The organism is Pseudomonas sp. FG13 (assembly GCF_057809755.1).
Window position 1 is genome coordinate 85,727 of record NZ_JBMDKO010000014.1, and the last position, 12,260, is coordinate 97,986.

Consider the following 12,260-nt stretch of genomic DNA (forward strand, 5'->3'; position numbering starts at 1 on the left):
CCGGGAAGGACATCAGACTAGTCGAGACTGGCCTTAATGGTTTTCTTCGTGCGCCATCGACAGGTAGACGATGGTCAGCATCATGAAGATGAACGCCTGCAGGGTGATGATCAGGATGTGGAATACGGCCCACGCCCACTGCAGTACCACGCCCAGGCCACTGAGCCAGAGCAGGCCGCTGCCGAACATCACAGCGATGAGGATGAACACCAGCTCGCCGGCATACATGTTACCGAACAGACGCAGAGCCAGAGAGATAGGCTTGGCGATCAGGGTCACGAACTCCAGCAGGAAGTTCACCGGGATCAGCAGGGCCTGAACAAGGATGTTCTTGCTGCCGAACGGGTGCAGGGTCAGTTCGCCGATGAAGCCGCCGATGCCCTTGACCTTGATGCTATAGAAAATGATCAGTGCGAAAACCGAGAACGCCATGCCCAGGGTCGCGTTCGGGTCGGTGGTCGACACGGCGCGGAATGGGATGTGGTGGTCACCGGAGATCAGGATGGCCAGTTGAGGAATCCAGTCGACCGGTACCAGGTCGACGGCGTTCATCAGGAACACCCAGACGAAAATGGTCAGTGCCAGCGGTGCAATCACCGGGCTACGACCGTGGAAGCTGTCCTTCACGCTGCCGTCGACGAACTCGACCAGGACTTCAACGAAGTTCTGCAAGGCACCCGGCTGGCCCGAAGTCGCCTTCTTGGCCGCCATGCGGAAAAGGAAAACGAAGATCAGACCCAGCGCGACCGACCAGCCGAGGGTATCGACGTGGAAAGCCCAGAAACCCATTTCCTTGGCTTCTGCTGCGGAGTGGGCAAAGCCCCAGCCGCCGTTGGGTAGCTGACCGAAGGTCAGGTTCTGCAAGTGGTGCTGGATATAGCCCGAAGCGGTTGTCTCTGCCATGGTTGCCTCAAACGCCCTAAGGTCTCGAAAGTCTTGTTCTCATTAGCAGGGGAGCGAACCAGCTGACCATTTGGGTCAACAGGAAGACACCGAATACAGCCAGTGGTGCCAACGGCTTCACACCTGCGAACGTCAGTGCAAACAGCACTGCCGTCAAAATCAGTTTCCCCGCCTCGCCGGCATAAAAAGACCGGACGATGGCTTGGGCTGCTCGGGCGCCGGAAAACCGAAATGCCCTGTGAGCGAAGTAAATATTGGGAAGCAAGGCTATCAGGCCTCCGCAAAGACCTGAATATCCGGCTACGACACCGCGCCATTGCCAGAGCGCCAACGAGGCGATCAGTACAACGACCAATTGGGTCATCAACACCGGGAAAACAGCCAGACGATGGAATGGCAGGCGGTTTGGCGTGCGGGTTTCCATCGCTTTTGCTCTCCAATGGTCGGCTGCCTGAAATCAATAACTTGGCATAATTTGTGCCGACAAAATGCGCGCAGAGTATAGGGGCGGTTCTGCCCCTATTCAACTGCCGGGTAGTGATTTCCGACTGCGCGCTACAAGAGCAATTGTTTCAGCGAATGTGCGCAAGGACGCCTTGCAGCTCATCGAGGGAGTTGTAACCGATTACCAATTGTCCCTTGCCCTTCTTGCCGTGGCGAATCTGCACCGTAGAGCCCAGCCGCTCGGCCAGGCGCTGTTCCAGGCGGGCGATATCCGGGTCCGGTTTGGGGGCTTCGACGGGGGCTGGTTTACCGCTCAGCCACTGACGAACCAGTGCCTCAGTTTGGCGCACGGTCAGGCCTCGTGCGACAACATGTCGCGCCCCTTCAACCTGTTGATTTTCCGGCAATCCGAGCAAGGCCCGGGCATGACCCATTTCCAGGTCGCCATGGGACAGCATGGTCTTGATGACTTCCGGCAACGCAATCAAGCGCAACAGGTTGGCCACGGTGACGCGGGATTTGCCCACCGCCTCGGCGACCTGTTGCTGCGTCAGCTGGAATTCCTGTTGCAGACGCTGCAGGGCGACCGCTTCCTCGATCGGGTTGAGGTCTTCGCGCTGGATGTTCTCGATCAACGCCATGGCAATCGCGGTTTCATCCGATACGTCGCGCACCATCGCCGGAATGGTTTCCTGCCCGGCCTGCTGACTGGCGCGCCAGCGGCGTTCGCCGGCAATGATCTCGAAGCGCCCGCTACCGATCGAACGAACCACGATCGGCTGCATCACGCCCTGGGCCTTGATCGACTGGGCCAGTTCTTCCAGCGCCTGCGGATCCATGTCCCGGCGTGGCTGATATTTGCCGCGCTGGATCAGATCCAGCGGCAGGTGTTGCAGCTCACGCTGGTCGGCCTGTACGGCCTGCTCTTCCAGCGCGCTGACCGTGGGACCGCTGAGCAGCGCGTCCAGTCCACGTCCGAGACCACGTTTCTTGACGGCCATGGGGTTTCCTTAAGTTGGCTGGGCGGCAGCGGTGCGTGGGTTGCGGCGCTGACGGCGAACCATTTCGCCCGCCAGGGCCAGGTAAGCCAGCGCACCACGGGATTGTTTGTCGTAGGCCAGGGCCGGCATGCCGTAACTCGGCGCTTCGGCCAACCGGATGTTGCGTGGAATGACCGTGTCGTAGAGCTGCTCGCCGAAGTGTTCCTTGAGCTGGACCGACACGTCGTTCATCAGACTCAGGCGCGGGTCGTACATGGTCCGCAACAGGCCTTCGACCTTCAGGGCCGGATTCAGCAATTCGGAGATGCGCTTGATGTTATCCACAAGGTCGCTCAACCCTTCCAGGGCAAAGTACTCGCACTGCATGGGGATAATGACCCCATCGGCGGCCACCAGGGCGTTGAGGGTCAGCATCGACAGCGACGGCGGGCAATCGATCAGGATGTAATCGTAGTTCTCCCGGATCGGCGCCAATGCGCTGCGCAGACGGCTTTCCTTCATCTGCATTTCCAGCAGCACCACTTCGGCCGCCGTCAGGTCACGGTTGGCCGGCAGCAGTTGATAACCGCCGTGTTCGGAGAAATGCATGGCCTGGCCCAGATCGCATTCACCGATCAGGACGTCGTAGATGGAGTTTTCCAGGCCATGTTTATCCACACCGCTGCCCATGGTGGCGTTGCCCTGTGGATCAAGATCGATCAACAGCACCCGACGCTTGGTCGCGACCAGGGATGCTGCGAGGTTGATGCAGGTGGTGGTCTTGCCCACACCACCCTTCTGGTTCGCTATCGCGAATACCTTAGCCATTCTTGCTTGTGTTCCCAATCATGCCGTGCGGCGCAGTATCAGCAGATGGCGTTGGCCTTGGCAACCGGGTACGGCCAGGGCGTGTTCGCTATCGAGGTGGAAATCCGACGGCAATGCTACCAGCTCATCGGCCGGATGGACGCCCTTCATTGCCAGCCAGCGTGTTTCGACATCGCCCAGGTGGCGCGTCCAGTTGCTGAAATTCTCCATGCTGCTGAAGGCCCGGGAGATGATCCCGTTGAACGGCTGTGCAGGTTGGAACGCTTCGACCCGGCTGTGGATAACTTGCAGGTTATCCAGCTTGAGCTCGAGTTTGACCTGGGTCAGGAAGCGGGTTTTCTTGCCGTTGCTGTCCAGGCAGGTCACTTGCGAGTCCGGAAACAGGATCGCCAGCGGGATGCCGGGCATGCCACCGCCGCTGCCCACATCGAGCCAGCGACCGTTTTCGATGAAAGACATCACGCTGAGACTGTCCAGCAGATGCCTCGATACCATTTCGTCCGGATCGCGCACGGCAGTCAGGTTGTAGGCCTTGTTCCATTTGATCAACAACGCCAGATAACCCAGCAGTTGCGCATGCTGGGCTTCGCTCAGGCTGACCCCGAGTTGACGGGCGCCTGTGGATAACTCATCGGCGTGTTGCGAGGTGACCATCGAACTCAAGCGCTTTGCTCCAACTGACGGCCCGCGCCGCGTTTTTTCAAATGAATCATCAACAGGGAAATCGCCGCCGGGGTTACGCCAGGGATCCGCGACGCCTGCCCCAGGGTTTCCGGCCGGGTTGTGCCGAGCTTGCTCTGGATTTCCTTCGACAGGCCGGAAATGACCGTGTAATCGATATCCACAGGCAGCTTGGTGTCCTCGCTGGCGCGCAGACGGGCGATTTCGTCCTGCTGGCGGTCGATGTAGCCGGCGTACTTGGTCTTGATCTCGACTTGTTCGGCGACCTGTGGATCGTCCGCGCCCTGGCCGGTCACTTCCACCAGCCCGGCGTAATCGATTTCCGGCCGACTCAAGAGGTTGAGCAGGTTGTATTCGTGTGTCAGCGGCGTGCCGAACTTCGCCGCGATGGCATCGCCCTGCTCGGTACCGGGACGAACCCAGGTGCTTTTCAGCCGTTGTTCTTCCAGTTCGATACCTTCGCGTTTCTTGCAGAACGCGGCCCAACGCACGTCATCCACCAGTCCCAGCTCGCGGCCTTTCTCGGTCAGGCGCAGATCGGCGTTGTCTTCGCGCAGGATCAGGCGATATTCCGCGCGGGAGGTAAACATCCGATACGGTTCCTGGGTGCCCAGGGTGATCAGATCGTCCACCAACACACCGATGTACGCTTCGTCGCGACGCGGGCACCAGCTGTCCTTGCCCTGGGCACGCAACGCCGCGTTGGTCCCGGCCAGCAAACCCTGGGCACCGGCTTCTTCGTAGCCGGTGGTGCCGTTGATCTGCCCGGCAAAGAACAGGCCGCCGATGACCTTGGTTTCCAGGCTGTACTTCAGGTCACGGGGATCGAAGTAGTCGTATTCGATGGCGTAGCCCGGACGAACGATGTGCGCGTTTTCCATGCCGCGGATCGACTGCACGATCTGCAGTTGCACGTCGAACGGCAGGGACGTCGAGATCCCGTTGGGGTAAAGCTCGTGGGTCGTCAGGCCTTCCGGTTCGATGAAGACCTGGTGGCTTTCCTTGTCGGCAAAGCGATGGATCTTGTCTTCGATCGACGGGCAATAACGTGGGCCGACGCCTTCGATCACGCCTGAATACATCGGCGAGCGATCCAGGTTGGCGGCAATGATCTCGTGGGTGCGGGCATTGGTGTGGGTAATCCAGCAGCTCACCTGTTGCGGATGCTGTTCTTTCGAGCCCATGAACGACATCACCGGGATTGGCGTATCACCCGGTTGTTCGGTCATGACCGAGAAATCCACAGACCGACCGTCAATTCGCGGCGGCGTACCGGTTTTCAAGCGACCTACACGCAGCGGCAATTCACGCAGACGTTGAGCCAAGGCAATCGACGGCGGATCGCCCGCGCGGCCGCCGGAATAGTTCTGCATTCCGATGTGGATAAGTCCACCGAGGAAGGTTCCGGTGGTCAATACCACGGAATCGGCAAAGAAACGCAGGCCCATCTGGGTGACAACACCGCGGACCTGGTCTTGTTCGACGATCAGGTCATCGGCCGCTTGTTGAAATATCCACAGGTTCGGCTGGTTCTCCAGGATTTCGCGGACAGCCGCCTTGTACAAGACCCGGTCGGCCTGGGCGCGAGTGGCTCGTACGGCGGGGCCTTTGCGGCTGTTCAATACGCGAAACTGGATACCACCTTTATCGGTAGCCATGGCCATCGCACCGCCGAGGGCGTCGATTTCCTTGACCAGATGGCTCTTGCCGATGCCACCGATGGCTGGGTTGCAGCTCATGGCACCGAGGGTTTCCACGTTATGCGTCAACAGCAGGGTCTTTACACCCATGCGTGCTGATGCAAGTGCTGCCTCGGTACCGGCATGACCGCCGCCGATGACGATCACTTCAAAACGGGAAGGGAAATCCACCACGCACCTCGTGCCTGCTTAATTCAGGTAATTCGGAAATAGGTTATGAGTCTGGCCCAAACGTTTTCTGGACCAGGTCGGCAAGTATAGGGACTTCCCCTTTCCTAAAGAACCCTTTGCACAAAATTTAACCAGCTGTGGAGAACTCGCGGTTAAAAAAATAAAAAAGAGAGAAATTTATAAAACCTTTGTTTTTATGTTTATTCTTACTGCCCACCCTTTCTGTGGATAAAACTCTGTAGGCCTTTATTTTCAATGTGTACAGAGATCTTGAACTCTGTGGTCATCTGGCGCTGAGGGGTTTGGATAAACGGTGTAAGCCTGTGGATTAAGTGAGTGGTTATCCACAGAGCGGGTTATCTTCAATTTCCAAGGGGGTTTATCAACTGAGCTCAACGTCAGTTACCCACAGGGCTTAATCCACAAGCGGAACGCATATCCGCCCATGGGCAAGCCGCCATGAAGGGCAATCGAGGGAAGACAAGAAGAGAAGCCGGGCCGCAGGGAACGCGATGTGCAGCCCGTTTTGAGGGAAGGACTTACTTACCGATGCAGAAGCTGGAGAAAATCCGGCCCAACAAGTCATCGGAGCTGAAGGCACCGGTGATTTCTCCCAGGAACTGCTGAGCCTGGCGCAAATCTTCGGCCAGTAATTCTCCGGCACCCGCCAGCGTCAGCTGTGCACGACCGTGTTCCAGGGCGGCGCTGGCATGGCGCAAGGCTTCAAGGTGACGACGCCGGGCGCTGAAGCTGCTTTCCGAGGTTTGCTCGTAGCCCATGCAGGCCTTGAGGTGTTCACGCAGCAGTTCAAGCCCCTGTCCCGCGGCCTTTGCGCTCAGACTGATGGTCACGTGACCGTCAGCGCTGGCCTCAAGCGCTATTGCTTCGCCAGTCAGGTCGGCTTTGTTACGGATCAACGTGACTTTCGCCGGATCCGGGCGCACTTCGAGAAACTCGGGCCACAACGCGAAAGGATCATCCGCTTCCGGTGCCGTCGCATCGACCACCAGCAACACACGATCGGCCTCGCCAATGGCCTTCAGCGCCCGCTCAACGCCAATCTTTTCTACTTGGTCATCGGTATCGCGCAACCCGGCGGTATCCACAACGTGCAAGGGCATGCCGTCGATGTGGATATGTTCACGCAAGATGTCCCGGGTCGTGCCGGCGATCTCCGTGACAATCGCCGCCTCACGGCCTGCGAGGGCGTTGAGGAGGCTGGATTTGCCGGCGTTCGGTCGCCCGGCGATCACCACGGTCATACCGTCGCGCAACAAGGCCCCTTGTCCCGCTTCCCGCAGCACTGTGGATAACTCCTCTCGCACTTTGTCGAGCAGGCTCAGTACATGGCCATCGGCGAGGAAGTCGATTTCTTCTTCGGGAAAATCGATGGCTGCCTCGACGTAGATGCGCAGGCCGATCAGTTGTTCGGTCAGGCCATGCACGCGTTGGGAGAACGCGCCTTGCAAGGAACGCAGGGCATTGCGCGCAGCCTGTGCCGAACTGGCCTCGATGAGGTCGGCAATCGCTTCGGCCTGAGCCAGGTCGAGTTTGTCGTTGAGGAAGGCCCGTTCACTGAATTCGCCCGGCCGGGCCAGGCGACAACCCAGTTCAAGGCAACGCTTGAGCAGCATGTCCAGCACGATGGGTCCGCCGTGCCCCTGCAGTTCCAGCACATCTTCACCGGTGAATGAATTCGGTCCCGGGAAATACAGCGCGAGGCCTTCGTCGAGCACCTGCTGGTCGTCACTGAAGAATGGGCCGTAATGAGCAAACCGTGGCTTGAGCTCACGACCGCTGATGGCCTTGGCCGCGACACTGGCCAGTGGTCCCGAAATGCGGACGATGCCGACACCACCGCGACCTTGGGCGGTGGCAACGGCGGCGATGGTTTCACGAGGTGTGCTCATAAACCGGTATCCAGACAAAAGTGACAGATAGCAAAACGCCCCACTAGGGGGCGTTTTGTGTGGTTATCCACAGTGCAAGTTACGCCTCGGCTTTCTTCGTAGCCGATTCGATCTTACGCGTGATGTACCACTGTTGAGTAATGGACAACACGTTGTTCACAACCCAGTACAGCACCAGACCGGCCGGGAACCACAGGAAGAAGAAGGTGAAGATGATCGGCATCATCTTCATGACCTTCGCCTGCATAGGGTCCGGAGGCGTCGGGTTCAGCTGCTGCTGGATGAACATGGTGGCGCCCATGATGATCGGCAGGATGAAGAACGGATCCTTGATCGACAGGTCGGTAATCCACAGCATGAAGGGCGCCTGGCGCATCTCCACGCTTTCCAGCAGAACCCAGTACAGCGACAGGAACACAGGCATCTGTACGAGAATCGGCAAGCAACCACCCAGCGGGTTGATCTTCTCTTTCTTGTACAGCTCCATCATGGCCTGGGACATTTTCTGCCGGTCATCGCCATGTTGCTCTTTCAGAGCGGCCAGTTTCGGTGCCACGGCGCGCATGCGAGCCATGGACTTGTAGCTGGCGGCCGACAATGGGAAGAACAACCCCTTGATCAGCATGGTCAGGAAGATGATCGACCAGCCCCAGTTACCGACGATGCTGTGGATATGTTGCAGCAGCCAGAAGATCGGCTGGGCAATGAACCACAGGAAACCATAGTCCACGGTCAATTCCAGACCTGGGGACAACTGTTTCAGTACGGCCTGGCTTTTTGGACCGGCATACAACGTAGCGCTGGTTTCAGCCTTGGCACCCGGCGCAGCGGTCAATGCAGGACCGGTATAGCCGATGATGTAGTTGCCTTTGCTGTCCTTGCGGGTCTGGACGATGTTGCTTTCGCCCTTTTGCGGGATCCAGGCGGTTACAAAATAGTGCTGCAACCAGGCAACCCAGCCACCTTGGACGGTTTCCTTGAGCTGCGCCTTGTCCATGTCTTTCATGGACACTTTCTTGTACGGCTCGGAACTTGTCCACAGGGCGGCGCCCAGGTAAGTCGCGGTGCCGGTGGCGGTGCTGGAGGAAGGATCGGCGCTGGCATCACGTTTCAACTGCGCGAACATCGCACCGGACCAGGGCTGTGCACTCTGGTTGTCGATCAGGTAGGACACGACTACGTCATACAGGCCACGTTTCAGCGTGAAACGCTTGATGTAGTTGACGCCATCCTTGCTGAACTTCAGGTCCACGACCAATTGGTCCTGACCGTCAGCCAGTTGATAACTTTTCTTCTCCGAAGCGTACACCGGACGACCGGCCGGACTGGCATCCGGGCCATTGATGCCGATCAGGCCGCTCTGGGCCAGATAAGTCCGCTCGTTACCGTTATCGAACAGCTGGAACGGAATGTCCGGATGATCCTGGCGGCGTGGATAAAGCGGCAGCGTCAGTTGGGCGACGTCACCACCCTGTGGATCGATTGCCAACTGGAGCACGTCGGTCTTGATCTGGATCAGATCTTTGCTTGCAGCCACAGGGGCTTCGGCGGGAGCACTGGTATCGCTTGCCGCGCGTGGAATGTCGTCACTGCTGGCAGCGTTGTTACCGGAAGCAGTGTCCGGCAGGCTCGGTGCAGTATTGCTGGCTGCAACATTCTGAGTCGGCAGGGCAGCCTGGCCATAGTCCTGGTTCCATTTAAGAACCATGACGTAAGACACGATTGCCAGGGCGACGATCAGGATCGTGCGTTTGATATCCATGATTACTCGGCCATCGAAGAAGAACGGGAGGTAGGGATAGGCGGAACCGGGTCATAACCGCCGGGATTCCACGGATGACAGCGACCTAAACGACGAAAGGTCAGCCAGCCACCGCGCAGAAGGCCATGATTTTCTATGGCTTCGTACGCGTAGCAGGAGCAGCTGGGGTAGAAACGACAGTGACTGGCCATCAGAGGACTAATGGCATAGCGGTAAAACTGGATCGGAACGAGTGCCAGTTTACGCATCGGGACTGTCTACCCCTGCAGTTTCGGTGTTGACTGGTGATGCTGGCTTGTTGCGAGCCAGACGTTTCCAGAGCTTGCCGAAATGCTGAATCAGTTCAGGGTTTTCTACGTCCCCCAAACCTTTGCGCGCGACGATAACAATGTCCCATCCGACCAGTGAATCCTGGTTCAGGCGGAACGATTCGCGCATCAGACGTTTGAGGCGATTGCGCTGCACGGAGAGCTTGACGCTCTTTTTCCCGATAACCAGCCCTAGGCGGGGGTGATCGAGATCGTTGCTGCGCGCAAGGAGCAGGAGATTTTTCCCCGGAACCTTGCCGGTAGGGGAGTCAAAGACTGCCTTGAAATGCCGGGGTGTAAGCAGACGCTTTTCCCGACTGAAGTCCTGACTCACCTCCAGTGCCGGATTATCAAACTGCCAGACGCGCACGACCTTTGGCGCGACGACGCGACAGGACGGCACGACCGTTCTTGGTAGCCATGCGAGCACGGAAACCGTGGGTACGAGCGCGTTTGATAGTGCTTGGTTGGAAAGTACGTTTCATGTCGTGTTACCTGGTTCGTCCACAACGGGCCGGAATGGCCCCCGTTTTAAGAGACCGGGGATTCTAGAGAAAGCAAGTCCATAGGTCAATTTCCAACCAACGTTTCCTTTAAATAGATGTTCAGGCTGCCGGCCGTTGATCACACAGCGCCAGATATAGAAATAAAGAAGGGAATTATTTAAAGCTTTTCTGTGAAGCTTATAAAGGCTAGGCAGCCATCTGTCTGTGGATAACCTAGTCAAGCCCTTGTAAATCGCCATGTACAGAGAATGACAACTACAGGGGAAAGCAGTGTCCAGCCTGTGCTGCGCAGTCGGATAAGCTGTGTGTGGAAAGGTGAGTTATCCACAGCGCGCTTATCCACCGAGTTTCGCCCCCACTTGTACAACGACCTCAGGCCCGGTTATCCACAGAGCTTATCCACTGACCGCCTGTCGTCTTTTTATGAGTTAACGCATTGATAAATCGTGGATGAGGATGAACCTGCGTGTGGATAAGTGGACGTCTGCTCGCTACAATGGCCGCTTGTTTTTGCCTCACCGGCTTTCAACTTAGGGGATGTCCGTGTCAGTGGAACTTTGGCAGCAGTGCGTGGAGCTTTTGCGCGATGAGCTGCCTGCCCAACAATTCAACACTTGGATCCGCCCACTACAGGTCGAAGCCGAAGGCGACGAGTTGCGCGTCTACGCACCGAACCGTTTCGTTCTCGACTGGGTCAACGAAAAGTACCTGGGTCGGGTCATGGAGCTGCTCGACGAGCATGGCAATGGCATGGCGCCTGCGTTGTCCTTATTAATAGGCAGCAAGCGCAGCTCGGCCCCGCGCGCGGCTCCGAATGCACCGCTGGCTGCTGCGGCCTCCCAGGCCCAGGCTGCCGTGGCACCGGCAAGCCCGGTCGCCCCGACTCCCGCGCCAAGCAAAAGAAATCCGCAGAAAGTGGCCGAAGCCAGTGAAGAGCCCTCCCGGGACAGCTTCGACCCGATGGCGGGCGCCAGTACCCAACAGGCGCCGGTACGCGCCGAGCAACGCACTGTGCAGGTCGAAGGTGCGCTCAAGCACACCAGCTATCTGAACCGCACCTTTACCTTCGAGAACTTCGTCGAAGGCAAATCCAACCAACTGGCCCGGGCGGCAGCCTGGCAGGTGGCGGACAACCCCAAGCATGGCTACAACCCGTTGTTCCTGTATGGCGGCGTGGGCCTGGGTAAAACCCACTTGATGCACGCTGTGGGTAACCACTTATTAAAGAAGAACCCGAATGCCAAGGTCGTGTACCTGCATTCCGAGCGTTTCGTGGCCGATATGGTCAAGGCGCTGCAACTGAATGCCATCAACGAATTCAAGCGCTTCTACCGTTCGGTGGATGCGCTGCTGATCGACGACATTCAGTTCTTTGCCCGTAAGGAACGCTCTCAGGAAGAGTTTTTCCACACCTTCAACGCGTTGCTTGAAGGCGGACAGCAGGTCATCCTCACCAGTGACCGTTATCCGAAGGAAATCGAAGGCCTGGAAGAGCGCCTGAAATCGCGTTTCGGCTGGGGCCTGACGGTGGCCGTCGAGCCGCCGGAACTGGAAACCCGGGTGGCGATCCTGATGAAGAAGGCCGACCAGGCCAAGGTCGAGCTGCCGCACGATGCCGCGTTCTTCATCGCTCAGCGTATACGTTCGAACGTGCGCGAGCTCGAAGGTGCGCTCAAGCGGGTGATCGCGCATTCCCACTTCATGGGGCGCGACATCACCATCGAGCTGATTCGCGAGTCCTTGAAGGATCTCCTGGCGCTTCAGGACAAGCTGGTTTCTGTGGATAACATTCAGCGAACTGTTGCTGAATACTACAAAATCAAGATATCCGATCTGCTCTCCAAACGCCGTTCGCGTTCGGTGGCCCGGCCGCGCCAGGTGGCCATGGCCTTGTCCAAGGAGCTGACCAACCACAGCCTGCCGGAAATCGGCGATGTGTTTGGCGGACGCGACCACACCACGGTGTTGCACGCCTGCCGCAAGATCAACGAACTTAAGGAATCCGACGCGGACATCCGCGAGGACTACAAGAACCTGCTGCGTACACTGACCACTTGATGACCACTA

General features: G+C 58.1%; 12 protein-coding genes. 1 reads left to right on the plus strand and 11 read right to left on the minus strand.

Features of this window, described 5'->3' with window-relative positions; all coding sequences use genetic code 11:
- Positions 1–33 precede the first annotated feature (33 nt).
- The 11 genes from atpB to rpmH form a co-directional block, all read right to left on the minus strand.
- Positions 34–903 (minus strand): F0F1 ATP synthase subunit A, encoded by an 870-nt coding sequence (atpB, locus tag ACODTO_RS14030; protein ID WP_024777786.1) that lies wholly within the window; start codon positions 901–903, stop codon positions 34–36.
- A 16-nt stretch (positions 904–919) separates the two neighbouring features.
- Positions 920–1,327, minus strand: coding sequence for a F0F1 ATP synthase subunit I (locus ACODTO_RS14035; protein WP_139641401.1), 408 nt, complete (start codon positions 1,325–1,327; stop codon positions 920–922).
- A gap of 148 nt (positions 1,328–1,475) precedes the next feature.
- Positions 1,476–2,348 carry a ParB/RepB/Spo0J family partition protein gene (locus ACODTO_RS14040; RefSeq protein WP_139641402.1) on the minus strand — a complete coding sequence of 291 codons (873 nt, stop codon included), beginning with the start codon at positions 2,346–2,348 and terminating at the stop codon, positions 1,476–1,478.
- A gap of 9 nt (positions 2,349–2,357) precedes the next feature.
- On the minus strand, positions 2,358–3,155 hold the full coding sequence (locus ACODTO_RS14045; RefSeq protein WP_139641403.1) for a ParA family protein: 798 nt from the start codon (positions 3,153–3,155) through the stop codon (positions 2,358–2,360).
- A gap of 18 nt (positions 3,156–3,173) precedes the next feature.
- The gene (rsmG, locus tag ACODTO_RS14050; protein ID WP_175362313.1) at positions 3,174–3,809 is read right to left on the minus strand and encodes a 16S rRNA (guanine(527)-N(7))-methyltransferase RsmG; all 636 of its coding nucleotides are present in this window, start codon (positions 3,807–3,809) and stop codon (positions 3,174–3,176) included.
- Positions 3,810–3,814: 5 nt separating this feature from the next.
- Entirely contained in the window at positions 3,815–5,707 is a 1,893-nt protein-coding gene (mnmG, locus tag ACODTO_RS14055) for a tRNA uridine-5-carboxymethylaminomethyl(34) synthesis enzyme MnmG (RefSeq protein WP_139641405.1), read from the minus strand.
- A 539-nt stretch (positions 5,708–6,246) separates the two neighbouring features.
- On the minus strand, positions 6,247–7,617 hold the full coding sequence (gene mnmE / locus ACODTO_RS14060) for a tRNA uridine-5-carboxymethylaminomethyl(34) synthesis GTPase MnmE (protein WP_489106597.1): 1,371 nt from the start codon (positions 7,615–7,617) through the stop codon (positions 6,247–6,249).
- 79 nt (positions 7,618–7,696) lie between these two features.
- Entirely contained in the window at positions 7,697–9,379 is a 1,683-nt protein-coding gene (gene yidC, locus ACODTO_RS14065; RefSeq protein ID WP_489106598.1) for a membrane protein insertase YidC, read from the minus strand.
- A gap of 2 nt (positions 9,380–9,381) precedes the next feature.
- On the minus strand, positions 9,382–9,627 hold the full coding sequence (gene yidD, locus ACODTO_RS14070; RefSeq protein ID WP_010465488.1) for a membrane protein insertion efficiency factor YidD: 246 nt from the start codon (positions 9,625–9,627) through the stop codon (positions 9,382–9,384).
- The gene (gene rnpA / locus ACODTO_RS14075; protein WP_041023039.1) at positions 9,620–10,021 is read right to left on the minus strand and encodes a ribonuclease P protein component; all 402 of its coding nucleotides are present in this window, start codon (positions 10,019–10,021) and stop codon (positions 9,620–9,622) included. Before rnpA ends, yidD begins: the two co-directional genes overlap by 8 nt.
- A 16-nt stretch (positions 10,022–10,037) precedes the next feature.
- Positions 10,038–10,172 (minus strand): 50S ribosomal protein L34, encoded by a 135-nt coding sequence (rpmH, locus tag ACODTO_RS14080; RefSeq protein WP_003213577.1) that lies wholly within the window; start codon positions 10,170–10,172, stop codon positions 10,038–10,040.
- Between the two features lie 564 nt (positions 10,173–10,736).
- Here rpmH and dnaA point away from each other — a divergent pair.
- Positions 10,737–12,251, plus strand: a complete 1,515-nt coding sequence (gene dnaA, locus ACODTO_RS14085; RefSeq protein ID WP_139641408.1) for a chromosomal replication initiator protein DnaA — start codon at positions 10,737–10,739, stop codon at positions 12,249–12,251.
- Positions 12,252–12,260: the final 9 nt, after the last annotated feature.